Below are 26328 nucleotides of genomic sequence, written 5' to 3'. Positions count from 1 at the left end.
TTGTTCTCCACCTCATCATTTTTGGTATGTGCTCTCATTTTTGAAAAGTAAGCTAGGCAAGCAATGCTCGGTCGATGAAAACGGTTTGCTGCAATCGGTTGGATTCGTAAGCGGCTTTGACCACTTCCAAAGTCCGCAGCCCATCCAGCCCTGAAATGGATGGCGTCCGTTTTTCCTTGACCGCTTGTACAAAATCGGCAATCAGCCGCGCGTCCATATCCACAGCCCACGGAAGCTGATTCAGCTTTCCTGCCTGGTCGTTGTAGTGGAGCAAGTGCTGACGGAAGACGTCTACTTCGACCGTTCCTTGCGTGCCCACGATCCGCATCGTCACATCGCCCCACGTGGGGAATGTTTTGGGACGCGACCAGCTTGGATCGATCCCGACGATCACGCCGGACTCCAATACCAGTGAAACCATGCCACAGTCTTCTACCGCCAACTGATGGAACCGCGTATCCAGCTCGGCGTAGACGCTTTTCACCTCATCCGCAAGCATCCAGCGTACGAGATCCATCAGGTGGACGATATGGTCGGTTGCCGCCCCGCCGCCTGACTGCTCTTCTTCCACAAACCAGCCGCCCGGCATCTGCCCGTGATTCGTGCTGTTGATAGCGAGAATTTCCCCGAGCGCTCCCGATTGCACCAGCTCTTTTACACGCTCGATCGCGGGCGAAAAGCGAACCGGATACGCCACTTGCAGAATCACCGCTTCCGCTGCGCACACCCGAATCATTTCCTCGGCATCCGGGACGGTCGTTGCGATCGGCTTCTCGCATAACACATGCTTTTTAGCTTTGGCGCAGGCGAGCACGTGCGCTTTGTGTCTCGCGTTTTCCGAGCAGACTACGACTGCTTCGATCGGAGACTGCAAAAACGCGGTCAGATCGCGGTAATATTTTGCTCCATAAGCAGCGGCCATCGCTTCACCGCGAACGGGATCGTCGTCCCAAATCGCATGCAGCTCCGCATCTGGATGATTTCGCAGGTGTGCGGCATAGCTTTGCGCGTGCATATGAGCAAAGCTCAATATTCCTACCTTCATTGGGCAACCTCTCCTTTTGCCAGACTGACAGGCTTTCCGGCCTTCGCTGACTCGCTGGCTGCCTGAGCGATTTCTTTTGCCAGCAACCAATCGCGTACGGTCATGCCAGCAGCCGCTTCGCCTAAAAGGTGTCGGACGAGCTGCTCCCGCTGCTTCTGTAAAGGATCAATCCCGGCGTGACTTCCTTGTTCCGTCTGACCTGCAACCGCCTGTCGGTCCGCGCCACCCCTGCTCCAGCGGATCGGCAAACTGTCGCGGCTGTCGTGCAGCAGCATCCCTGCGTCACCCGTCAGCTCGAAAAACGTGTGCTCGGACGACTCAGCCTGAGACAGCTCCACCTGTGCGATCGCACCATCACGCATCCTCAGGATGATTAGCGCATACTGGAGCAGCTTCCCTGTTGCCACCTCGCGCGCCACCTTGTTTGCCTGCACGCGCTCCACCTCGCCGAACGTCCAGCGCAGCCAGTCAAACTCGCGCATGCCCAGACTGGAAAAGATGCAGCCATCCGCGCTTGCATGGGTTCCTCGCCGCAGCCGCAATACGCCTGGCTTGCCAATTGCCCCGCTTACAACCTGTTCACGCGCCTGCGCGTACTCCGGCGAAAAACGCAAAGAGTCCGTCAAGTACATCACGCAGCCATTTTGCTCGCACAAGTCTGCTGCCGCCACAAGCTGCTGATCGGACATCCCGGCGTGCTCGTCCAGGAGTATGTTTACGCCTGACTGAGCGGCATGCGTGACCCATGTTCCTTCCACTGTTCCGGCAAATTCCACAAGCTCCACTTTTTCCTCCGCCAATAAACAACGCAGCTCCTGCAAGCTTTGCGCATGGCCAGCCACCTCTACTCCGTGAATTTGCGACCAGCTTGCCTGCCGCTCTTTCGCAGAGTCATCGGCACCGGCCACTGCTACCTTCACCATGACGCCAGACCTCCTTTTCCCCTGATCCGCTAAAGCGAAAATTGGAACACATCCTGCAACAAAATGGCGGCTGCCCCTACGACCTCGACATCCTCTCCAAGCGAATTTGGCCGGATTTCCAACTCTTCTGTCAATATGCCGTGGGCGTACTCGCACACGTATTCGCGCACCTTTTCGATCAACAGCCCGTTTTCAAAAGCGATCTCGCCGCCCAAAATGATGACCTCCGGATTGAACAAATGAATCAGGTTCACCATGCCAGCAGCCAAATAAGATGCCGTTTCCTCCAGGATGCTGACAGCGAGCGCGTCTTTTTCAGCCAATGCTTGCCGGAACATTTTCGCGTTGATTTCGTTGAGATCATCGTGGGCCAGCGCCATGATGCTGCTCGCTTTCCCTTTGGCGAGAGCGGAAAGCAGCTTCGAGTAGATCGCGGGCCAGCTCACGTAATTTTCCAGGCAGCCGATGTTGCCGCAATCGCAGCGCATGCCTGCCCGATCAATCGTCGTATGCCCAAACTCTCCGGCGCCGCCTTTGTAGCCGCGATAAATCGCTCCGTCCATCAACAAGCTCGCGCCCAGCCCGTCGCCAATCGTCACGTACAGCATGTTTTGATAATGCCGGAAATGTCCGAGAGTCTTTTCCGCGAGCAAATAAGCATTCGTATCATTGTCCACCCACGTGTCTACGCCGAACCGCTGCTCAACCATTTCCTTCACAGGAGCGTCCCGCAATCGCAGCTTTGGATTGTAGCGAATCACACCCTTTGCCGAGTCCACGATTCCTTGCGTCACAATCGAGATGCCCATGCAGTTGTCCAAGCTGCCTGCCTGGGACAAAAACCGCTCTATGACGTCCATTAAAAATGCCAGCACGCTGTCGCCTTGATTCAGCTTGATCGGATAAGCTTCCTTTTTCCTGATCTGGGCCTCCAAATTCATCTGGGCAATCGTCAGCCTGGAGCCGGAAATCGAGATTCCGATCAAAAAGCGGCTGTCCGGCGAAAACTGAACCAAAATCGGCTTTCTTCCCCCGTTCGATTCACCGACTCCAACCTCGCTCACCAAAGCGTCGCGGATCAGCTCGCTGACAGCCGAAGTGACCGTTGTCGGGCTTAGCTTGTTCCGCTTCGCGATTTCACTTCGGGAAATGGGGCCGTATTGACGGATGGTGTCCAAAATAATCGATCGATTCAACTCCTGGATCAGCTTCAAGTCGCCCGTCCTTCGCTTGACTCCATCCCTTTTATTCATCGCTATCTCCCCTGCCGCGCATGCCGCTCACAGATGGCACGCGACCAGATGATCGTCTTCGGCCGCCTTTCGCAAATCTGGCGGAGTTGTCCGGCAAATCTCCATCGCGTATGGACAGCGCGTATGAAACAGACAGCCGGACGGCGGATTGACCGGGCTTGGCACATCCCCTTGCAAAATGATGCGCTCCCGCTTGGCACGCGGATCGGGGATCGGCACGGAAGACAGCAACGCTTTCGTGTACGGGTGCTGCGGGTTGGCAAAAAGCGTTTCTTTGGGCGCGGACTCCACGAGGCTGCCCAAATACATCACGCCGATTTTGTCGCTAATATGCTCTACGACACTCAGGTCGTGCGAAATGAACAAATACGTCAGTTGGAACTCTTCCTGCAAATCTTTCAGCAGATTGAGGATTTGCGACTGAATGGACACGTCCAGCGCGGATACCGGCTCATCCGCCACGATCAGCTTCGGTTTCAGGATGAGGGCGCGGGCAATCCCGATGCGCTGGCGCTGCCCCCCGCTGAACTCATGGGCGAACTTTTCCGCGTGGTAGCTGTTCAAACCGACGACTTCTAGCATCTCGGCGACAGTCCGCTCCCGTTCCTTGACAGACAGCTTCGAATGAATGATCAGCGGCTCCGCCACGACATCGCGGATTTTCATCCGTGGGTTCAGTGACGCGTACGGGTCTTGAAACACCATCTGCACTTGCTTGCGCACCTCGCGCAGCTTCGTCTCGTTCATTTGCGAAATCTCTTCGCCGTTGATCCAAATTTTGCCCTCATCCGGGGTCAACAGTCGCGTAACCAGCCGCCCTGTCGTCGACTTGCCGCAGCCGCTTTCGCCGACGAGACTGAATGTCTCGCCCTCCTTGATTTCAAAAGAAACGCGGTTGACCGCCTTCACGCTTTTCTTGCTGGAGAACAGGCCGCTGTCAATCGGAAACGTCTTTTTGATCCCGTCTACCACAACCAGTGGCTTACGCATTCGCCCCCCTCCCTTCCTCGTCGTAGAGCCAGCAACGGCAAAAGCGGTTCTCGCCCACGCCGGCAATCGCAGGCTCCTGCTCCCAGCAGATCGACATGGCCTCCTTGCAGCGCGGGGCAAATTTGCAGCCTTTGGGCATGTTGTTCGGCGTCGGTACGTTGCCTGGAACGGAATCCAGCCTGTCGCGTTTTTGCCCGATTTTCGGCACAGAGCCAATCAATCCTTTTGTGTACGGATGCTTTGGCTCGTCAAACAGGTCGTAAACGGACGCTTCCTCCACTACCCGCCCGGCGTACATGACGACGACGCGATTGCACATCTCCGCCACCACGCCCAGATCGTGCGTAATCAACAGCATCGACATATGCTCATCTGCCTGGAGCTGCTTCATGACGTCCAAAATCTGCGCCTGGATCGTCACGTCGAGCGCCGTCGTCGGCTCGTCGGCAATCAGCAGGTTGGGGCGGCAGGACATCGCCATCGCGATCATGATGCGCTGCCGCATCCCCCCTGACAACTGGTGCGGATACTCTGCCAAAATTTCTTGGGGGCGGGGAATCCCTACTTTGGTCAACATGCTGACCGCGTGCTCCCGCGCCAGCTTATCCGAATAGCCGAGGTGCAGCCGGATCGCTTCTGCCAGCTGCTCGCCGATTTTCATCACCGGATTGAGCGAAGTCATCGGCTCCTGAAAAATCATCGAGATTTCTTTTCCGCGAATCTGCCGCATGTCGTTCTCTGACATGGACAACAGGTTGGTGCCGTTATAAACAATCTCGCCTTGGGTGATCTCGCCCGTCGTATCCTTGAACAAACGCATGATCGAAAGCGAAGTCACGCTTTTGCCGCAGCCCGATTCTCCGACCAGACCGAGCACTTCGCCCTTTTTTATATGAAAGCTGACGTTGTCGAGTACGACCGTCTTGCGGTCATCCCTCGTGAACTGTGTTTGCAGATGCTTAACCTCGATGATGTTTTCACTCATCTGCCCCAACTCCCTCGTTTAGTTCTTCGTTTTCGGGTCCAGAATGTCACGCAGGCCATCCCCTACCAGGTTGAACGCCAGCACAGACAGGAAAATCGCCAGACCGGGAATCATCACCACGTGGGGAGAAGTCGCGAGGTAATCGCGGCCCATGCTGAGCATCGCTCCCCAGTCGGGACTTTCCGGCTTTGCGCCCAGACCGAGAAAACTGAGACTGGAAGCTGCCAGGATAGACGTGCCGATCCTGAGCGAAAAGAAGACGATCATGCTGGATACCGTCTCCGGAAAAATGTGGCGAAAAATGATCCGGCTGCTTTTGGCCCCCATGGAGCGCGCCGCTTCCACAAAGACGGCTTCTTTGGCTGCCAGCGTATTGCCGCGGATCAGCCGGGCAAAAGACGGTATGCTGAACACAGCCACGGCCACCACGACGTTTGTCAAACCGGGGCCGAGAATCGCGACGATGGCAATAGCCAGGAGCAAGTCAGGAAAAGCGAACATGACATCGCTGCCGCGCATGATCAGCCGATCGATCCAGCCGCCGTAGTAGCCGCTGCACAAGCCCAAAATCGTCCCGATGACAGCCCCGACAAAAACAGAGGTAAAGCTGACGCCGAGCGAAAGGCCCGCCCCGACAATAATCCGGCTCAAAATATCGCGCCCGTACTCATCCGTTCCCGCCCAGTGCGCCAGGGAAGGCGTCTGGAGCGTTGCATCGTAGTTTGGCTCGTACGGATCGTAAGGAGCGATCACTGGTCCGAAAATCGCGACCAGCACTAAAAACAGGATAAAAAATCCGGCCCAGAACGCCGTCTTTTGCTTTTTCCACTTTTTCCAAAACTCGCGCGCCCTGGAGCTTTGCTTGTCCAGCGTGACAACAGTCGCCTGGCCGACTTCATTTACTACCTCCATTTCCTTCGCTCCCTTCGCTTAGCTTTCATAACGGATTTTCGGATTGAGCGCCTTGTACAGGATGTCTACCAGCAAGTTCACGAGGATAAACTCCAGCGAAAACAGCAAGATGACAGCCTGCACGACCGGATAGTCGCGAAAAGCGATGGAATCGACCAGTAGCCGCCCCATGCCCGGAATGCTGAACACCGTCTCGACCACGACCGAACCGCCCAACAAAAATCCGAATTGCAAGCCAGCAATCGTCACGACGGGAATCATCGAGTTTTTCAGCGCATGCTTGCGAACGACGACCGACTCCTTCAAGCCTTTCGCCCGACCTGTACGGATAAAATCTTCTTTCAATGTTTCAAGGAGAGACGAGCGGGTAAACCGGGCCAGCATCGACATGATTCCCGCCCCCAGCGTCAGCGAAGGGAGAACGTAGCTTTTCCAGCCATCCACTCCCCCGGTCGGAAACCAGCCGAGCGTGACGGAAAAAATTTGTATGAGAATGAGCCCCAGCCAGAAGCCGGGCAAGGAAATGCCGGAAATCGCGGTCAGCATTCCGACGTAGTCCGGCCATTTGTTGCGAAAGACTGCGGAGACGGTTCCGATGAGCAGCCCCAGAACGAGCGCCCAGCCCAGGCTCATAAATGTCAAATTCATCGTGATGGAAAAACGGTTGGCGAACATGTCGCTGATCGGCAGACCTGTTTTCAAGGAATGGCCCAGGTTGCCCGTGAGCAAGTTCTGCATATAGGTGGCGTACTGGGAAAGGAGCGGCTTGTCCAGCCCAAGCTCCTGACGGACGCGGGTGATCTCTTCCAGCGTAGCGTCTTTTCCAGCCGCCAGACGCACAGGGTCGCCCGGCACGAGATGGATGAAGAAGAAAATCAAGAGAGACACGACGAAAATGATCGGGATGATCTCGATGAGCCTTTTTACGATGTAACGGAACATTGAGCGGTTCCTCCTAATGGATGGGAAAGCCACGCGGCATGCAGCGTCATGGCATTCCTTCTCCCCAAGACTTTTCTTGCAACCAGGACGTAATAGGAAAGCAGCGTTGGGCTGTGAGCAGCGACCCAACGCTGCCAGAAAAACCTTATTGGAATGCCGCTTCCCTCACATAGATGCCGCCGCTTGGCGTGATGTAGACGCCGTTTACGTTGGCGCGTTTGCCGTACAAAATCTCGTCGACAGCCAGGAAGATCCATGGCGCATCTTTGAATACATTTTCCTGAACGGCTCCGTACAGCTCTTTTTGCTTGTTCTGGTCAGACGATTGGGTCGCTTCCTTGATGCTCTTGTCTACGATGTCACTCTTGTAAAAAGCGGTGTTCGCTCCTGCTGGCGGGAAGTTTTCGCTGCTGAACAGAGAGCGCATCGCGTTGTCCGGATCAGCGGAAGACCAGCTTACGTACCACATGTTCATCTTCGCTTCTTCCGGAGACTTGATGCCGTAGATTTCATCCGAGAGCGTCGCTTCCTCCATCGACTTCACCTCGACGGTTACGCCGATTTTTTGCAGCTGTTGCTGAATGAATTGCATGCCTTTCATCGTATCGGAGTTCGTGTTGCCCCAGATTTCCGTGGTGAAGCCATTTTCGTAGCCTGCTTCCTTGAGCAGTTGCTTCGCCTTTTCGATGTTGTACTCATAAACACCCTGCTTGGCGTAATGCGCAATCGTCGGCGACATGATCGATTCGAGCTGCGTGCCGTACCCGGCTTTGACGACTTTGATGAACGCGTCCTTGTCGACGGCGTAGTTGATGGCTTGACGTACACGCAAATCATCGAACGGCTTTTTCAGCATGTTGATCGAAACGTAACGGGTGATCGTGGAAGGCGTGCGCTCTACCTTGACGCCCTCTGCTCCGCCCAGCGTCTCCGCTTGCTGTTCAGGCAACGGATAGATGACGTCTGCTTCGCCCGTTTTCAGCATCGCTACGCGCGAGCCGTTTTCCGGTACGGGCTTGTAGACGATTTTTCCTACTTTGGCTGCACCTTTGTTCCAGTGATCCTGGTTCAGTTCGACGGTCAGATGGTCGCCCTGCACCCATTCCACAAATTTGTAAGGGCCGGTCCCGACCGGATTTTTGGAAATTTCCTTGCCGTACTTCTCCAACGCTGCCGGGCTGATGATCCCTGTCGTGAACTTGTTGATCATCGCGGAAAATGGCTGGTTCAGCGTCACTTTTACCGTGTAGTCGTCCACCACTTCTGTGCTCTTGATGTATTTGTAGTTGCGGTAAGCCCGCAGGTTGTTGTCTTGGTTGCTCATGCGGTCAAAGTTGATTTTGACAGCTTGCGCATTGAACGGCGTCCCGTCATGGAACTTGACGTTTTGACGAAGCTTGAACGTATACTCGGTGGAATCTTCGTTCACCGAATATTCAGTCGACAAACCCGGTATAAGCTTCAAGTCTTTGTCGTAAATCAGGAGTCCTTCAAACATGGCCGACTGCACACCGCTGGACAAGGCGTCTCCGGTGTTTTGCGGGTCCATCGTGATGAAGTTTTCGTTTACGGCGATCACCATCTGATCTTTCTGCGGTGCTCCCGTACTCGCCCCTGAGTCGGGCGACGATGCTGCCGGAGTCCCTCCCCCTCCTGAACTGGAACATCCAAAAAGTAATGCCACTGAAAAAAGTAAGACAGATGCTGCTCGCAAATACGCTGCTTTTTTCATTTCCCTTTTCCCCCTTACAAGGTTCTCCTTATGGTAGCAATCTGGATGTCCGTCATTGGGTACAGCATGGATGCGGTTTCACGATTTACGGCGTGAAAACGACTTCGCGGCCGGTCTGTGCCGACTCGTAAATGCCGCAGAGAATTTTCATCATCTCTACGCCGTGCGCAACTGGGCTGAGCGTCTCTTTTTCGCCCAAAATGTATGCGATAAAATGATCGATTTCATTTTGAAAGCCTTGCTTGAAGTCAAAAGACAGCTTATCCATTTGCGGAGTGACATTGAGGATGGTGTTGTGTTTTTCCGCAATGATGGACAGCTCCGGCTCTACCTCTGCTCCGCCCTTGTCGCCGTACAGCTTGACGGACAGCTCTTCTTTTTTGGCGTGCAGCGTGTAGCTCACATCGACGAACAGGGACGCGCCGTTTTCAAAGCGGATCAAGGCGTTCGCCATGTCTTCCACCGTGTTTTTGCCGGGATCGTAGTCGGCCGCCTTGTAAAAAGACAAATGCTTGACGTTGGCCCGGTTGCCGAGCTTGTTGTATGTATTGCCGCTCACCGTCGCAACTTTTGGACAGCCCATCATGTACCAGCACAGATCAATTACGTGGACACCGAGGTCAATCAGCGGCCCGCCGCCCGATCTTTCCTTGTCCGCGAACCAGCCGCCGGGATTGCCCAATCGGCGAAGGCAAGACGCTTTGGCGTAATAAATCTCGCCCAAATCTCCTGCATCGATGAACTGTTTGAGCAGTTGAGCGTTCGTATCGTATCTTCTGACGAAGCCCACCTGGAGCAGCTTGCCGCTTCGTTTGACCGCTTCTTCAATTCGCAAAGCAGATTCAACCGAGATGCTGAGCGGCTTTTCCAGCAGTACGTGCTTGCCAGCGTCCAGCGCAGAGATGGCGAGGTCTGCGTGTGTGTTGTTCCAGGTGCAGATGCTTACTGCGTCGATTTGCGGATCGGCGAGCGCTGCCTCGATGTTGCTGTAGTAAGTCGCTGCCTGGTACTTTTCCGCTTTTTCCTTGGCGCGCGCTTCGTTGAAGTCGACAACCGCGTGAAGCTGCACGCGTTCATTTTGCTGATACGATTGCAAATGCATGTCCGAAATGGAGCCTGCCCCGATCACCGCAACCTTTACTTTTTCCATGCGGATGTATGCCTCCTTGCGTTAGCAAATTGCTAATTTATTTTTTCAGTGGAGTTATTAATTGAATGATACGAAATAATCTTAATTTTGGCAATACATATTCTGCTAGTAAGCAGGAAGTTTTCCCTCGGACTGCTTCGCTGCAAACAACAGACCTGCTGCCCCGATTGCTCCAGCCTGAATCCCGACTTGCTGCCGCTCGATTCGCACCTGCCGCGCCATGGACTGGATGCCCCGCTCCCTGACGCTGCGCTTGACCTCCCGGAGCAAAATATCCGAAGCGTTCATCACGCCGCCGCCAAAAACAACCACTTCCGGATTGAACAAATGAATCAGACTGGTCGTGCCGATCCCCAGACAATACCCGGCACGCTCGATAATCTCCACGCTGTAGCGATCTCCCGCCAGCGCCGCTTCCCCGATTTCTTTTGCCGTCGGAAAAGCGCCCGCCGCAAGCGAACCGCCTGTCCACTCGCGCTGCTCCTGCTCCAGCTGGTGTTTGACCAGATGTTCGAGCGCCGTACCGGAGGCATACAGTTCGAGACAGCCCCGATTGCCGCAACTGCACAACGGACCGTTCCAATCGATCGAGATGTGTCCGAACTCCCCGGCGCTGCCGTCTTTCCCCTGCACCAGTTGGCCGTCACTGATGATTCCTGCACCAACGCCTGTGCTGACTGTGACGTAAATCATGTTTTGCGCGCCCCGGCCCGCTCCCCACATCCACTCCGCTACTGCCGCGGCATTGGCGTCATTGATGAGCTGCGCCGGAAGAGCGAATTTGTCTTCGATCAGCTTGCCGATCGGAACGTGCTCCCAACCGAGATTGCCGGCGAAAATGACCTCCGCAGCCTTGCTGTCGATGACTCCGGCGGAAGCTATGCCGACTCCGCGCACCTTTTGCCGATCAGCATTCGCTGTCCCAAGCACGCCTTCAATCGCCGCCAACACTCTGTCGATCACGGCCCGCTCGCCGTCTTGCGAGGAAGTGGGCAGCACTGTGCTGTTGATCATTTGCCCGCTCTTGTGCACCAAGCCCGCCAATATTTTCGTCCCGCCCAAATCAAGCCCAACCGCATACTCGTCCTGTTCCACGCGAGTCCACTCCTTTTTGTTGCTGCGTCTGTTGCAAGATGATTGCTGGCACTTTATTATTTTCTCCATTGGCTTTATAAAGTTACTCACCTCTAGTTGTATCACAAGCGAAAAAGAAAATAAAGGATTCGCACTTTTTAAAATATTTTTTGTGCGCAAAAAAACCCCTTCCTGCCAGACCGCAGAAAGGGCTTCCTTCGTTGCTGTTTACTTGAACCAGCCTTTTTCCTTGAAGTGCATGATCGCTTCAATCCGGTTGCTCACGCCGAGCTTGTCGAGAATCACGGAAATGTAGTTGCGCACCGTTCCCGTCGTAATGAACAGCTGGCTGGCGATTTCCTTCGTGTTTTTGCCGTCCGCAATCAGCAAAAGCACTTCCTTTTCCCGCTCTGTCAGCGGGTTTTCCTGCCCATACGCTTCATCGACCAATTCCGGGGCATAAATTCGTCTGCCCGCCATGACGCTGCGGATCGAGCTTGCCAGCTCTTCGCTGGGGCTGTCCTTGAGCAAATAGCCGTTCGCTCCGGCCTTCAAGGCGCGCTCGAAGTATCCCGGACGGGCAAAGGTCGTCAAAATCATCACTTTGCAGCCGCTGCCCTTCAGCTCCTCAGCAGCGTCCAAACCGCTTTTCACAGGCATTTCGATATCCATGATGCAAATATCCGGCTTATGCAGGTGGACGAGCTTGACGGCATCCTCACCGTTGCTCGCCCTGCCGACGACCTGCATATCCTCTTCCAGATCGAGCAGAGAAGCCAGAGCACCAAGCAGCATGCGCTGATCCTCTGCAATGACGATGCGAATCATGCTCACGCCTCCTTTTCCGGTTGTTTGAAGCTGTTGGGCACCCGCAGTACGACTTGTGTCCCGGCCTCCGATGATAAAATGTCCATGCTGCCGTTCACAAATTCCAGCCGCTCACGCATCCCGCGCAGTCCATTTCCGCGGCAAGCCGCTTGCTCCACCATTCCGCTGCCGTTGTCCGCCACGCGCACAATCAGATCCGTACGAGACGGCTCGATGGTGATGGAACACCGGCTGGCGTTGCTGTGCTTGATAACATTTGTCACAGCTTCCTTCAAACACATGCTGAGCACCGTTTCCGTCATCAAGGACGTATTGTTCAAATCCGGGTCGCCTTCCAGCGCAAACTCGATTTCAGCCGCCTTGAGAATTTGCCTGATCCGAAACATTTCCTCGGTCAGCCGCGTCCCGCGCATTTGCGTAACCATTTCCCGCACTTCTTTCAACGCAATTCGCGCCGTCTGCCTGATTTCCTCCAGCTCAGTCTGTGCCCGAGCCGGATTTTTGTAGATCAGCTTGCTGGCGAGATCGCTTTTCAGCCCGATCAAAGACAGCTTTTGTCCCAGCGTATCGTGCAAGTCGCGGGCAATCCGCTGGCGTTCCTCCAGCTTGACCAGTTCGGAAATCCGCTTGTTGGCGTGATTCAGCTCACCTTGCAGCTTCTCCCGCTTGTTCCAGTTGTACGTGGTCACTGGCAGCAAAATGACAGCGATCAGGCTGACGAGCACAAACGGAAGCTGGTTGAAAAGCTGCGCATTTTTCGAAAGGAAGCCCATGTTGATCGTCGCAAAGGTGCTGATCAGATGGATCGTATACAGCGTGATGAACCCGATCTTGTTCTGGATGTTCCCGATGAAAAAGGCCAGGAACAGCGCGAAGTAGACGTAGCCGAACATGACGGTCATCGCGATCGAGATCACGATCTGCAAACTGGTCCAAAAGTAGATCAGCCACCCTTTGGAGAGAAACGACAGGACGTAGCAGACGAAAAACAAAAGAATCATCACGATTCCGCTTGCGACCTCGTACGTAGACGACGAGCGGAAAATGAAGTAAAACGGCAGGATGTAGAAGACAACCCACACATAAGGGCTAAGGCCCGTGTTTTTTTGCAGAATGTGATACCACTTTTGCATGTATGCCCACCTTTTTCTTCGCCACTACTTATCAGTGTATCGGAATGAAGGAGTTTCGGGCAGGCTTATTTTCCTTCCAGACTCGTTTTTTGGCTGTGCAACGCGTCCATAATCGCCCCGGTCGAAGCTTGAATCTGCTTGATTTCCTTGAAGCTCACAAACTGCTTTCTCTCTTCGTCCCACAGGCGGAAGCTCAACGATTTCAGGCTGGAAGACAATGTAATCGTCGTCGCCATTTGCAGCGGCGGCGTCCCGTTATGTGCCTTTTCCAAATTGTAGTTTGGCACCTTTGGACTCAAGTGATGCACATGGTGAAAGCCGATGTTCCCCGTGATCCACTGCAAGACGCGCGGCAGTTTGTAGTACGAGCTGCCTTCCACAGCAGCTTTGACGTAGCTCCACTCTTCTTCGTTTTCAAAATACGAATCCTCGAACTGGTGCTGCACATAGAACAGCCAGATTCCGAGCAACCCCGAGATAAAAAAGACAGGAACCTGTATGAGCAAAAACGCTTGCCAACCGATCGCCCAAGCGAGAAGCGCATACAAGCCGACCAAGAGCACGTTGGTCAAGTACGTGTTCAGCCGCTCTTTGCGGCGTGCCCCTTTGCGATTGAAGCGATATTGCAGCGCGAAGACAAAGAACGGGCCGATCCCGAACATGACGAGCGGATTGCGGTAGATGCGGTACGCGATTTTGCGCCAGAGCGGAGCCGCGAGGTATTCGTCCACGGTCAAAATCCAGATGTCGCCGACACCGCGCTTGTCGAGGTTGCTGCTCGTGGCGTGGTGAATCGAATGGCTTTGCTTCCACTGTTCGTACGGCACGCAAGTAATCACGCCCGTAATCGTGCCGAGAATGTCATTGGCCCGCCGGCTTTTAAAAAAAGACTGATGGCAGCAATCGTGAAAAATGATGAAGGTGCGAATGACAAAACCAGCTGTGATGATGACCAGCGGCAACGTCAGCCAGTACGAGACTGACAGGCTGAGATAGGCACCGTACCAAAGAAAAAGCAAGGGAACAATCGTGTTGATCATTTGGCGAATACTCGATTTCGTATCCGTTTTTTCAAAGGGAGCCACATTCTTTTTCAACTGGGCGATGTTCGATTGATGCATCAATTGGTTCCTCCTCGATATGAAGCGCGTATGACTGGATGACCAGACGCAATTTTCTATCTTTATTGTAGAAAATGCGCTCGGTTCGCTGTAGTCATAAACGTCAAGTCGAGGGTATGACAAATGTCATGGTTGAACAAATCAACTGGAAATTTTAGGATATGTGAACACTCACGAAAAATACTCCAACAAATAAACCGTCTGCTCTTCCGGCTTGAGCAAAGCAAACACCGTTCCGCCGCCGATGACCGACATGAAGCGGAAGCGCTCTGTCGCGCCGCATACCATGCTCTCCTCGATCCCGTAATCGTGGGTGACATTCCACTGCAAGTTCATGAAAAACTCTCCGCTCATCTCCCGGGCTGTCTCCTGATCGATCAGGACGTCGGAATCGTCGTGCCCCCAGTCCTCCGTCAGCTCCGTGATGTGCCGAAACTCGCCAGTCAGCTCGTAATGGTACTTCGTAAACTCATAGCTGTAGAAGCCTTCGACATAATAGTCCACGTCAAAATCAGCCAGCTCGGCCAGCCCGTCCATGATTCGTTCCTTATACGCCTTGAGCGTTACTTTATCCTTCAAATATTCCTGCTTGTTTTGGGCAAAATCAGCCTGCAAATAGGCGTGGACTTCCTCCACATTTCCTCCGCCGAAGACGTCCAGGTCGCCGAGAAATTCGTACTTGCCCGCCACGTAACGGAAGCCGAAAAAGTTGTTCTCGGCGTGTTTGTACTCTTTCTCGCAGTAAAGGCCATCTGTGCCGAGCAGATGAAGCTGGTAGACACTTCCCTCGTGCAGATGAGAAAACGTGAGCAACGGCCGGAAATAGCAAGCGAGCCGCTCATCCACAAAAACCTCGCTCGCTTTCGGATACATGATCACTTTTTGTTCCTGCTGATTTTTCTCCATGTTTCTCTCCTCCACTTCTCTCTTTGGCATTTTTGTCTCTATCTACATCCACTTACCGAAAAGGTCTTGTACTGCCTGCCTGGAATAGCCATCCTCGCCCCGCCAGTTGACTACCGCGAAAAAGTCGTTTTTTCCGCCGCGGCCCGGCCTGTCTTTGGTCGTCGCCAAAATGCCTGCCGACGCGAGAATTTCCATGAATGCGTCCCGCTCATTTTTGCTGGACGGAAAAAGCCCGGCAAGCCGCTTCTCCAGTTGACGTGCAGCATCTGTAGGCTCGCAGCTTTCAATCGCGGCAAGCATCTGGCGCCAGATCGCCACGTCTGCCACTGTGACTTCCAGCTCCAACTCCGGCTCCTTGCTCATGAGCTGCAAATCTTGCAACACATACGGAAGGTAATTCAAACGAACGCCGCCCCACTTGTGTCTTTCAAAATTCAGCACGTTCATATCTTCGTCCGTGTACGATTCCAGACCTGCGATATGATAGCTGTCGCATACATAGCAATCTCCGTACATGGCGTAGGCAACCCCGTTTGCTGGAGCGGTGTAGCGGCCTGCATTGCTTTCAAACGAATGCTGCACAAACTGACGGGTCAATACCCAGCTTGCGAGTGCGCTGCGCAAGTGAATTTTTCGGGTGTACAAGCTGTGCAAAAAGGCTTTCGCCACCTTCTCCTTCGTCACTTGTTCGTGCAATTCCACGATTTGCCGCACCGCCTCATCGTGATGAATCGTGAGCGGATCGAACATCATCCCTTTGCTTTTTGCATAAACAAAATCTTCCCCCTCGTATACATAAGGACGGTCTTTCCAGCCTTGGCTGCTCCAGAATGTCTTCAGCAAAATTTGCTTCGCTTTTTTATCCATAGAAGGTTTCCTCCGATTTCTTTTTCCCTTCCATATTTTAGCGCATAATTTGTTCCTGACTATCAGACTATAAGCCTCATTTTCCAAAATTTATCGTCTGGAACTGCCATCCCCAAAAAAACACAAGACCCCATCCAACTGACGGATGAGGTCTTGTGTTTTTGTTTTGGCTTTAAGCCGCTATTATTTTACGTCGAGGCGCTTCATGATGTCGTCGAGCAACAAGTTGGCTGCTTTGACGCCGCCTGCTGTGTTCCAGATCGTTTCGCTTACTTGGAATACTTGATTGTTTTTCGCCACGTTCAACGATTTGAATACCGGGCTGTCCATCCATTTTTTCGACATTTCGGTGATCGCTGTGTCGCCTTTCGCTTCCGATACCCAGTAGAACAGGACATCCCCGTCCATTACAGACATGCCTTCTTCGGAAACAAATTCCGCGAAGTTGTCTACATTTTGCGAGTCTGGACGCGCTACACCCAACTGGTCGAGCAAAACGCCGCTGAACGTATCTTTTTGATAAATTTGCACGCCTTTTTTCGAGTATTTCACTACAGATACTTTCGTTGCGATCTTGGAACCGAGCTTCTCTTTCGCAGCTGCTACGCGATCGTCGAACTCTTTGAGCACTTTCTCGCCTTCTGCTTGCTTGTTCAACGCTTCTGCGTACAGCTTGAAGTTGGTTTTCCATCTGCCGGACAGCTCTTCGGAGAACACGGTTGGCGCAATTTTGGACAGTTGATCGTACACTTTCTCGTGACGAACTTTGTTACCGATGATCAGATCAGGGTTCAGTCCGACGATGGCTTCGAGGTTCGGTTCATTTTCAAAGCCCAAAGCCTCTACTCCTGCCATCTCATCCTTGATGTGATCGTACCAAGGCTCGCCATCCCACGATTGCACAGCAGCAACTGGTTTCACTCCCAGCGCCAGCAAAGCTTCTGTACCTTCGTTGGTCAGGATGACAACGCGTTGCGGTGTCCCTTTGATTTTGGTAGTACCCATGGCGTGCTTGACTTCGCGCTCAGCGTTGGCATCTGCTGCCGGAGCGGTTTGAGCTGGCGCTGTGCTTGTTTCTGTCGTCGCCGCTGGCTGGGTTTGCGTTTGTTGCGCCTGGTTGGCTCCGCCTCCGCAACCTGCCAGAACAACCAACATGCAAAACGCGAACAAGCTGGTCATAATATGGCGCATGGAACGTGCGCTAGTCTGTCTTTTCATAACGAGATATGCCCCCACTTCTATCGTTCACTTGATTGATAACAATTATCAATTGATAGTATATAGAGACTGCTCGCGCTTTTCCATGCACGCCATTGTCCGTTTTATATGGACGGGATTGCCTTCAAAAAATACGACATGCAATTGTGGATCATGTACTCCCTGCCGAGCGGTCCCCACGGGTCCCAATCTCTTGTTTCCGGATAGTAGACCTGTTTCTCGCGCACGGCGCGCAAGCTTCTCCACAACGGATTGTGCCAGAGACGCTCCACGTGTTCTTTTTCGCTCCAGAACAGGATGATTCTCTCCGGGTCCAGCTCAAGCAGCGTCAGCAGGGCATCGGGTTTGTACGAAGCGTGCGTCACGCGAGGATCGGGCTGGAAGCCGAGCTTGTAGTAAAACAGGTCAGTCAACGCATGGCCTTCCGTTCCGTACAGCCGCACCTCGTCTTCCAGCACTCTCACGATCGTCCAATGACCTTTTCGCGTAACCGGGAGCAGCGCGTCTTTTGCCTGTTTTTCCACTTTGTCTACATGGTGGATCACCCGTTCGGCCTGGCTCTCCTTGTTGAAGACGGTCGCAAGCTGAAGCTGGTACTCGTACCATTTCAAATAGCCGTTGAAAATGACTGCCTCGCCCAGCTTCGACCACTGCCGCTGCTCCTTCTCCGCGCCCGTGTCAATCTGCACGATCACATCCGGCGACAAGGACAAAATATCTTGCGGCGTAATGTTCTGCTCCGCATTGAGCGCCTTCGTGCCGCGCAGACGCTGCTGCAAATAAATCGGGAATCCGGTTCTCGTCGAAAAATAATTTGGAAAAGAAGGAGCCGCAATCGGCTGGATGCCAATCGCCAGAAAATGATCCTGCAAAAACAGCTTGCTCGCCACAGCAACTCGCTGTCCTGCCTGCTTCATGTAGATTTGCGGCGACAAGCCTTCGCGCTTTTTGAACAGGCGGCTGAAATACAGCTCATCCGAGAAGCCGACGCTGCGCGCTACATCCTTGACCCGATTGGCGGAGGAAGATTCGCAGAGCATCGCTTTCGCCTCGTCCATTCTCAGCTGCGTCAAATACTCTCCGGGCGTCATTCCCACCGCCCGTTTGAACGCGCGGCAGTACGAGCTTGGCGTAAGACCAGCCAGCTTTGGCAAAGCGCCAAGATCCAGTGCTTCGCGAAAATGCTTTTTCATATAGTCAATCGTCGCGGCAACAGAGGTGTCGCCTCCCTGCTGGCGAGCTTTTTGCTCCTCGCAGGCGGTTGCAAGCAAATCGCAGAACAGCGCCTGCGCACGCAAATACGAGACGCAATCTTCTTCCGCTTCCTGTCCCAGCCGGAACAGCTCCTCCAGCTTCGCCGCGAACGACACCGCCGAAGAGACAGGGAATACTTCCGCTCCTGTCCACTGTTTGGCTGGATGCGGCTGCTCTGTGTGCAGCGCCACTTCCTCATCCCTGCCAGTGCTCGTGACAGCTCCCAGCGCTCCCGTCCGTGCGTACTGCAATCGGTATATGTGAACCGACCCCGCGTGGAAAACCAGCTCGTCTACGTGCATCGCAGGAGTCAGCATGATGAGCTTGCCTGCTTCCAGCACATGCTTTTTCGCGTTGACGGTAATTTCCCCGCTTCCCTCCGCCACGTAGCACAGGACGTAATCACTCACTCGCAGCTGCTCCAGACGAAACCCTTTTTTCAACCGATGCTTGCGAAAAGCTGTCCATACATATGCATGACAATTCCGGCCATTCCTCATCAGACTCACATCCCTGCTTTCGTCTCAACATCGGTCCTATACAAGAAAAAAGTAGACAAGCATGATTGAAAATCTTTTGCCTGTACTACTTTTTCCCGTTGGATCATGTTGGGTTTCTATTAGCGTATCTTTGCTGCACGAAACATCAAGATGAACAAATACGGCGCTCCCAGCAGCGCAACGACGATGCCGGAAGGGATGTCTTTGGGGATCATCACGACTCTCCCCAACAGATCGGACGCAGCCAGCAATACCGCACCCAATAATGCGGAAACGACGACGGCTTTGCGATGGTGGGCACCAACCAAAAGCCGCGCCGCATGAGGGGCGAGCAGGCCGATAAAGCCGACGGCCCCCACGCTGGCGACTGCCGCAGAAGCGAGCAATACCGCAATCGTTGCTACGGCCAGCCTCGTCTGGCGCACTTTCAGCCCCAAGCCGACTGAACTCTCGTCGTTAAAAGCGAGCAAATCGACACGTCGTCCCAGCCACCACGCGAGCGGCGTCAGGATGACGATTGCAGGGAGCAGCCGACTGATTTCTGTCCAGCCGCGGCCGTATGTACTGCCTGCCATCCAGGCGAGCGCCGGAGCCGCCAAAAGCTGCGCTTTGACAATCAAAATATTAATGAAGGCCGCGCCAGCAGCGGCTACCGCGATACCTACCAATGTAAGAATAACCGGGTTTAACCCTCTGCGCCACGATACTGCGTACACAATCGCAGCGGCGGCGATCCCGCCGAGCATGGCTCCAAGCGGCATCCAGGAAGAAAACTGCGGGAACACAAGTAGCAGCAAAATCGCCCCTACGCCCGCACCGCTCGTCACCCCGACGATTTGCGGGTCTGCCAGCGGGTTGCGCACAGCGCTCTGCATGAGACTGCCGCTGATCGCCAAGGCTACTCCCGCAAGCATCGCTGTCAATAACCGCGGCATTCTCAACTCAAACAACAGCTGGCTGTACATCTCGTTGCCTTGCCCCATGAACACGGCGATAATCTCGGACCACGGCAAATACAGATTGCCGATCGCCAAACCGGACATCCAGACGATAGCAAGCAGCACACAGAGCAAAATTACAATTAGCGGATATGGAACAGAGCGCTGCCAGCCACCTACGCTCATCGATGTCTGCGCCCCGGAGCCAGTGCTGCCGCTCAGCTTGCGAGATACTCGCATAGCCAGCCAAATCAGCCACGGCCCGCCAATCGCTGCCGTCACAGCGCCAGCTGGCAATTCCCCATAGGCGTTGATAAAAGTACGCGAGATCGTATCGGAAGCAACGAGAAGCGCTGCCCCCCAAATCGCGCTGATCGGCAACAGCCAAATGTGCCGTGTCAATCCGCTAAGCCGCACCAAATGCGGAGCTACCAGGCCGATAAAGCCGATCGGCCCGACCACGCTGACGCTGACACACGTAATCAAGATCGCGATGAGCATGGCAAAAAGACGCGTTTTGCCTACTTTTTGCCCAAGCGATTGAGCCGTTTCTTCGTTGAAGCTGAGGACGTCGAGTTGTCTTGCCATCAGACAGCTTAACATAATTCCAAGCATAATCAGCGGCCAACTGAACTGTACCCCTGACCAGTCGTTTTGCTTCAAAGAGCCTGATCCCCAGATGAAGATGCCTTGTGTCGTTTCTTCATTAAATAAAATGATGGCGCTGGTCAACGATGAAAACACGAGAGTCACGATCATCCCGGATAACGCCACGCGTATCGGTGTTCCTTTTCGCCCGCCAGCCATGTAGTACACAGCGGCGGCAGCCAGTATTCCCCCTGCCATGGCAAAAGGCAACGGATACTGGTGCAAAATCGCGGGCCAGAAAACCAGTCCGCAAACGACAAACATGTAGGCACCCGCATTGACGCCCAAAGTCGTTTCCGAAGCAAGCGGGTTTCGCGTCACGGTTTGCATCATCGCTCCGGCGACCGCCAAAGCTGCGCCTGACAAAAGCCCCATCACCGTTCTGGGCAGTCGTACGCCCTGAATCATCTGATGGTCCGCAATATCCTTGGGAGCAGTGATCGCCTCAATGACGGTGCGCACCGAAATATCCGCCAAGCCTTGCGTCAGGCTGACAAACGTGAGCAGTACCAACAGAACGAGGCCGCCAAGCAGCATCCATAACGGCCTCAAGCCTCCTCTTGAAGAAGAAGGGGCTTGATGGACGCCGCTTTGGGCATAGCTTTCACGCTTGGCGAGACTCATTTCGCCAGCAAATCAGCAGCTTTTTTCGCCATGATCTGTGCGGACAACGGACCGCCGTATGGCCACATGTCTCCGCCCAATGCGTAAATGCGGTTTTCTTTTACAAATTTGAGACCGTTCCAGACGGGATTGTTTTTCAGCTGGTTCTCGATGACGTTATCATCATCTTGAATGATGTGTAGGAAGTTCGCATCCTGGAGCGCAGGCAGAGCCTCGACATCCGTCGTGGTCATTCCGTTCATTTCGAATTTCTTAGCTTTGTAAGCGTTGGTCAGACCGACGCGGTTCAAGATTTGAATCGCTGTGGAGTTGTCTGTGGATAGACGAAATTCTACGGCATTCTGGTTGCTGTAGCCCATCGCCAGTACGATTGGCGTTTTGTCCATGCCTGCTTTGACGATGCGCTCTTTTGCTTCGGCATACGTCTTGTCGAGGTCTTGCAATACTTTTTCTGCTTCGGCGTTTTTGCCCAAAATATCCGCGATTTCTTTGAAAGTGTCGATCATGCGGGTATACTGATCGCCCTGGCCTTCAGCCGGATTGGAATCAAACGCGATCGTCGGAGCGATTTTGCTCAATTCGTCGTAGTTGGCTTCCACATTTCGTTTCATCCCGATGATCAGGTCAGGCTTCGCCAGCATGATCGATTCCAGGTTTGGTGCGACGCGGCTGCCGACATCGACTACCTCTGGGGCAATTTCCACAGGGAGTTTCACCCATTTTTTCATATTCGGAATATCTGCAATCCCTACAGGTTGCACGCCGAGAGCCAGCACGTGCTCAGCGCTGCTCCATTCCAGTGCGACAACGCGTTTAGGAACACCTTTGATTGTTGTTTCTCCCATCAAGTGCTTTACCGTACGTACTTGCTCGGCAGATTTGTCTGCTTCCGGCTGCGGCGTTGCCGCGTTTGGCTGTGCCTGTCCGGAACCGGATTGCGTATTTTGGTTAGCGGCTCCTCCGTTCCCGCACGCTGCCAGCAAAAGCATAGCCGACAAAAAGACGAGCAGGATCGGCAATTTCATGAAACGCATGTAATGACTCCCCCTTTTTCTTTGCAAGCATTCTAAAGATGATTACTGGTGATGGTCATGTCTTCCACTATGCATGATAATGATTATCATTTTCCTTGTCAATATTAGAATATGCAAATATGTCTCTCTTTTTGGCCAAGCAAAAAATCCCCCTCGAATGAGGAGGATTTTTCCGGATTTTACGCTTCTTTCGGCAACACAATTCCCCGGTAAAGGCGAACCGTAATCAAATAGTACAACGCGTAGATCACAACGAAGATAGATGTCGGAATCCAGATGTTTTTATACGGCTCAAGCAAAATGATCGAAAACATCTCCATCCCGATCAGCACATGCAACAAACCGATGACAGCCGGGAAGATGAACACGATGAACAGCTCTTTGTAAATGGAGCCGACGAGCATTTCCTTGCGAACGCCGATCTTCCGCAGCATGCTGTAGCGGTCTTTGTCACGAGTCGCCCCGGACAAAATCTTGAACATCAGGCAGCTTGCCATCATCGCCAAGAAGGCTACGCCGAGGAAGAAGCCCATGAACAGCGTTCCGCTTGTGAATGCATACGCTTGCTCATAGACGCTGTATTTAGTCTCAAGCGAAAATTCCTCGTCGTTGTCTGCATCCTTGTCCATATACTCAGGCTTGAGCAGTTCCTTTTGCCGGGCATCCATGGCCTTCAGTTGTTCTTTGTACTTGACAAATTCGTCCAGCTTCACCAAAACAACTTTGTGCTCGCTGCCCTTGACTTGGTTATAAATCGAAGGGTCTACAACTTGCACAGCGTGCGACCTTTCCATTTTGTAGCTGCTCATAAATTCTCGCGAGATTGCCTGGCTCCACTCTTCTGGAAGCTCTTTAGGCTGTTGCTTGTCGTCCTCATCGCGGTACATGATATATGCTTTTTCCGTCAAAGGCTGACTTGCCCGTTTCAAGCTATTTTCCGGCGAGTAGCTCTCCATCGTGTTGGCAGAAATCAGCGGAGGGTGCGCCAGCAAATCATCCTTGAGGTAATAGATGGTTTTTCCGTCTTTTTTGTAGCGGTACTCGTTTTGCTCCAGGACTTGCATGGTAGCAAGCGCCTGAAAATCTTCATGGCCCGGGTCTTGCAGTGTAACGTCGTAGCCGCGTCCGATGCTGGCAACCAGCTCTACGTTTTGCTGGAAAGCCATACCGCCCGCCATCGCTCCGACCCCGAGTGCGATCAGCATGGCGACCGTACCCAAAATTTTCGTCAAATTGTTCACGCGAAAACGCAGTTGGGCAAACGTGAAAGCATTCAGCTGACGGTCGTTCAGCTTTTTGTTGTTTTTCAAAATTTGCACGAATACCGGAAGCAACGAGATGAAGACGAGATAAGTTCCAATCGTCGTCACGACCGCCCCGACAATGAAGCCTGGAGCGACATAATCTCTGAGATGCGTCAGCAAATAGTAGCCGAAAGTGACCAGCAAAATGCCGAGGATCGCAACTACAATCGTCCCGATGCCTTTTGCCTTGACCTGGTCGTTTTGCTGATCGGCGCGAATCAAGTCCAGCTCGGTCGCCCGCGCCAGCCGAATGGCGTTGATCGTCGAGGTGAGCAGAAACAGCACGAGGAAAAAGCCCCATGTCATCAGCAAAGACGGTACGTAAAATGGAAAGTACCCTTCTGTGGAAATATCGAGCAAGCTCATCAGCAATTGCCCGATTCCGCTGGACAGCGCGATGCCGACGAGGCTACCGATCAGCAGGGAGACTATGCCCATCAGCAATGTTTCCCCAAACAACATCTGGCTGATCTTGGCTTTTTTCGCCCCGAGCACCATGTACATCCCGAGTTCTTTACGCCTTAGCGCAAGCAAAAACGAGTTCGCGTAAAAGATGTAGAAGATCGTAATGAACGCCAACAGAAAGGCCCCTACATTGAAAACGATGCCGATAGAGCGGATCATCGAGTTCGCTTTCACATAATCGGAGTTCATGGCTAGCGTCTGAAACATGTAAAAAATCGAGATGGAAACGACCAGACCTACCAGGAGCACCAGGTAGTCTTTCATCATTTTCCGCATACTGGATAACGATAACTTCAACAACATGGATGTTCCCTCCTAGCGCACATCATGAGATGCACCCAGCTCGGCCAGTACATCCAAAATTTGTTTGAAAAATTGCTGACGGTCCCCTGTGCGATGAATCTCGGTGTACAAGCTGCCATCCTGGATGAAGAGGATGCGTTTGCAGTAGCTGGCACTGAAAGCATCGTGTGTGACCATCATGATCGAGACTTGGTGTTTTTCATTCAGATCGGTCATCGTCTCCAGCAGGCTTTTGGCGTTTTTGGAGTCAAGGGCACCTGTCGGCTCGTCGGCAAGCAAAATCGCAGGCTCATGCACGAGCGCGCGAGCAGCGGCAGCACGCTGTTTTTGGCCTCCAGAGATTTGTACTGGGTACTTTTGCAAAATTTCGCTGATGCCCAACGTTTGAGCCACTTTGTCTACTTTTGCGCGGATTTCTTTGGATGCCACTCCTTGCAGCGATAGCGGCAACGCAATATTTTCGTATACACTCAAATTTTCCAGCAGGTTAAAATCCTGAAAAATGAACCCGAGCTTCTGCGAGCGAAAATCGGCAAGCTGGTTTTGTTTCATTTGTGTAATGTTGGTTCCGGCGATCTGGATAAAACCTGACGATGGCCGATCAAGCGTGGAGATCACGTTCAAGAGCGTCGTTTTTCCCGATCCGGACGGCCCCATGATTCCTACAAATTCTCCCTTTTCTATCGTCAGCGATACTCCTTTTAGCGCATGCGATTGACTCTCGCCTTTTGATCCGTATACTTTTTCAACGTCTTTGACTTCCAATACAGCTGTACTCACGCGTTGTTCCTCCATTCGTTTTTCCGCGCCAAGCGGTCTTCCGTGTTGCTCTTCCCTATTAACTGTAACCAGTTTCCAGTTTGAGAGCTATTGAACTACCTTACAGTTTGCTTTCGTTTTTGTAAGGTGGGGGGAGGCAACTGAAAGATTGCACAGACAAAAATGCCGCGGGAGATGGCGCGGGAAAAACGCCACCGCTTTTGGAGTGCCTGTCGAGCGGCTGCACTGGACGCTTGAAAGCACAAAAAGCCATCCGTAGTGGAATGGCTTTTTTGGCTCTTATTTCTTGCTTTTGTTCTCCTGCTCCCTTTTCACGATCATGTCGACGAACAGGTCGATTTGCGCCTTGATCGCGATTGGGTCGTAGCGATAGAAAGTATCGAAATCGTTGTAGAAAATCTGGTTGTTTTTCGCTGCCGGAACGGCTTTCCAGACAGCCGAGTTTTGCAAGTTTTTCAGCGCCTCGCTATTTTTCTCCGGGTCGTAGAAAGTCAGGAACATGTAATCAGCCGCGTACTCTGGCAGTGTCTCCATGGACAACTGGAGAGTCTGGTTTTTGGTGGTGTCCGGGTGCGGCATTTTCAGCTTCAATGCGTTATAGACCGCTTGTCCGCCACGTCCGGCGTTGTCGCCAAATACCCACAAGTCGCCTTTGTTGGTCAGCTCGTACAGACCGACAGTGGCGTTCTCATCCACGATGCCCTTGATCTTCTCACGGCCTTCGGCAGCCTTTTTGTCAAAGTCGGCAATGAACGCCTCTGCCTTTTCCTTTTCACCCACGAGGTCGCCAAACAGCTTCACTGTGTCGTAAATGTTCGTCGTCGTGCCGTAAGGGAGAAAAACGGTCGGCGCGATTTTGGACAGGGCTTCGTAGTTGTCGTCATACATGACGACGATCAGGTCAGGTTGCAGTTCCAAAGCTTTTTCCGGGTTGACCCGCTCGCCTACATCCTGGGCACTTTTCAACTGCTCGATGATGAACGGGTTCTTGAACGCCATCGTTTCCGCTCCGATGACGTTTCCGCCTACTGCCAGCAGTTCGCCTGCATAGTAGTCCGTTACGATTCGTTGCGGCTTTTCAGGAATTTGGATAGCTCCTTTGGATGTACCGAAGCTGCGCGTTTTTTTCTCTGCCGCTTTGTCCGCAGCTTGCTCTCCTGCGGGTTGATTGGCAGCCCCGCTGTTGTTCGAGCTGCCAGTTCCTCCGCATGCTGTCAGCAGCAGCGAGAGCATGAAAACCATGGAGAGGACGGCAATGACCATGTTGTTTTTTCTCACGATGAAACCTCCATTATGTAAGAGTACGCTCAATATTTTGTTAATGATTCTCATTATCATCAAAAATCATAGCAAGTGTAACTTTGACTGTCAATCGTTGCGTACGCCCAACACAAAACAA

At 53.1% G+C, this 26328-nt stretch carries 22 protein-coding genes; all 22 read right to left on the bottom strand.

All coding sequences use genetic code 11. The features are described 5' to 3' along the window. Positions 1–52: 52 nt before the first annotated feature. Positions 53–1045 carry a Gfo/Idh/MocA family protein gene (locus HP435_RS04250; protein ID WP_173598684.1) on the bottom strand — a complete coding sequence of 331 codons (993 nt, stop codon included), beginning with the start codon at positions 1043–1045 and terminating at the stop codon, positions 53–55. Further along, positions 1042–1968, bottom strand: a complete 927-nt coding sequence (locus HP435_RS04245; protein WP_173598685.1) for a Gfo/Idh/MocA family protein — start codon at positions 1966–1968, stop codon at positions 1042–1044. Before HP435_RS04245 ends, HP435_RS04250 begins: the two co-directional genes overlap by 4 nt. A 29-nt stretch (positions 1969–1997) precedes the next feature. Then, positions 1998–3221: an ROK family transcriptional regulator gene (locus HP435_RS04240; RefSeq protein ID WP_173598686.1), complete on the bottom strand. Its 1224-nt coding sequence runs from the start codon at positions 3219–3221 to the stop codon at positions 1998–2000. A gap of 27 nt (positions 3222–3248) precedes the next feature. Beyond that, positions 3249–4211 (bottom strand): ABC transporter ATP-binding protein, encoded by a 963-nt coding sequence (locus HP435_RS04235; RefSeq protein WP_122966311.1) that lies wholly within the window; start codon positions 4209–4211, stop codon positions 3249–3251. After that, entirely contained in the window at positions 4204–5196 is a 993-nt protein-coding gene (locus tag HP435_RS04230; protein ID WP_173598687.1) for an ABC transporter ATP-binding protein, read from the bottom strand. The genes HP435_RS04235 and HP435_RS04230 overlap by 8 nt, the downstream gene beginning before the upstream one ends. Before the next feature lie 18 nt (positions 5197–5214). After that, entirely contained in the window at positions 5215–6108 is an 894-nt protein-coding gene (locus HP435_RS04225; protein ID WP_173598688.1) for an ABC transporter permease subunit, read from the bottom strand. Between the two features lie 18 nt (positions 6109–6126). Continuing rightward, complete coding sequence (gene nikB / locus HP435_RS04220; protein ID WP_122966313.1) at positions 6127–7050, bottom strand: nickel ABC transporter permease; 924 nt, start codon at positions 7048–7050, stop codon at positions 6127–6129. Positions 7051–7195: 145 nt separating this feature from the next. Beyond that, complete coding sequence (locus tag HP435_RS04215) at positions 7196–8782, bottom strand: glutathione ABC transporter substrate-binding protein (RefSeq protein ID WP_122966314.1); 1587 nt, start codon at positions 8780–8782, stop codon at positions 7196–7198. A gap of 85 nt (positions 8783–8867) precedes the next feature. Then, a complete protein-coding gene (locus tag HP435_RS04210) occupies positions 8868–9932 on the bottom strand; it encodes a Gfo/Idh/MocA family protein (RefSeq protein WP_173598689.1) in 1065 nt (354 codons plus the stop codon). A gap of 105 nt (positions 9933–10037) precedes the next feature. Next, a complete protein-coding gene (locus HP435_RS04205; protein WP_173598690.1) occupies positions 10038–11027 on the bottom strand; it encodes an ROK family protein in 990 nt (329 codons plus the stop codon). Positions 11028–11234: 207 nt separating this feature from the next. Continuing rightward, entirely contained in the window at positions 11235–11834 is a 600-nt protein-coding gene (locus tag HP435_RS04200; protein ID WP_063230618.1) for a response regulator transcription factor, read from the bottom strand. Positions 11835–11836: 2 nt separating this feature from the next. Next, positions 11837–12967, bottom strand: coding sequence for a sensor histidine kinase (locus HP435_RS04195; protein WP_122966317.1), 1131 nt, complete (start codon positions 12965–12967; stop codon positions 11837–11839). 65 nt (positions 12968–13032) lie between these two features. Continuing rightward, positions 13033–14088, bottom strand: coding sequence for a Delta(5) desaturase DesA (locus HP435_RS04190; protein ID WP_122966318.1), 1056 nt, complete (start codon positions 14086–14088; stop codon positions 13033–13035). Positions 14089–14259: 171 nt separating this feature from the next. Next, positions 14260–14994 carry a hypothetical protein gene (locus HP435_RS04185; RefSeq protein ID WP_173598691.1) on the bottom strand — a complete coding sequence of 245 codons (735 nt, stop codon included), beginning with the start codon at positions 14992–14994 and terminating at the stop codon, positions 14260–14262. 42 nt (positions 14995–15036) lie between these two features. Continuing rightward, a complete protein-coding gene (locus tag HP435_RS04180) occupies positions 15037–15861 on the bottom strand; it encodes a hypothetical protein (RefSeq protein ID WP_173598692.1) in 825 nt (274 codons plus the stop codon). Between the two features lie 183 nt (positions 15862–16044). Further along, positions 16045–17079: an ABC transporter substrate-binding protein gene (locus HP435_RS04175; protein WP_173598693.1), complete on the bottom strand. Its 1035-nt coding sequence runs from the start codon at positions 17077–17079 to the stop codon at positions 16045–16047. 104 nt (positions 17080–17183) lie between these two features. Beyond that, positions 17184–18833 (bottom strand): AraC family transcriptional regulator, encoded by a 1650-nt coding sequence (locus HP435_RS04170; RefSeq protein WP_173598694.1) that lies wholly within the window; start codon positions 18831–18833, stop codon positions 17184–17186. 119 nt (positions 18834–18952) lie between these two features. After that, on the bottom strand, positions 18953–21043 hold the full coding sequence (gene fhuB, locus HP435_RS04165) for a Fe(3+)-hydroxamate ABC transporter permease FhuB (protein WP_122966323.1): 2091 nt from the start codon (positions 21041–21043) through the stop codon (positions 18953–18955). Continuing rightward, a complete protein-coding gene (locus tag HP435_RS04160) occupies positions 21040–22077 on the bottom strand; it encodes an ABC transporter substrate-binding protein (protein ID WP_122966324.1) in 1038 nt (345 codons plus the stop codon). Before HP435_RS04160 ends, fhuB begins: the two co-directional genes overlap by 4 nt. 179 nt (positions 22078–22256) lie before the next feature. Then, positions 22257–24149 carry an ABC transporter permease gene (locus HP435_RS04155; protein WP_122966327.1) on the bottom strand — a complete coding sequence of 631 codons (1893 nt, stop codon included), beginning with the start codon at positions 24147–24149 and terminating at the stop codon, positions 22257–22259. Between the two features lie 12 nt (positions 24150–24161). Next, positions 24162–24929, bottom strand: coding sequence for an ABC transporter ATP-binding protein (locus HP435_RS04150; protein WP_122966328.1), 768 nt, complete (start codon positions 24927–24929; stop codon positions 24162–24164). 279 nt (positions 24930–25208) lie between these two features. Continuing rightward, the gene (locus tag HP435_RS04145; RefSeq protein ID WP_370641093.1) at positions 25209–26207 is read right to left on the bottom strand and encodes an ABC transporter substrate-binding protein; all 999 of its coding nucleotides are present in this window, start codon (positions 26205–26207) and stop codon (positions 25209–25211) included. Positions 26208–26328 lie beyond the last annotated feature (121 nt).

This window comes from Brevibacillus sp. HD3.3A (genome assembly GCF_013284375.2).
Lineage (GTDB): Bacteria > Bacillota > Bacilli > Brevibacillales > Brevibacillaceae > Brevibacillus > Brevibacillus parabrevis.
Note: the sequence above shows the minus strand (reverse complement) of the source record. Positions and strands in the feature narration are given on the sequence as shown.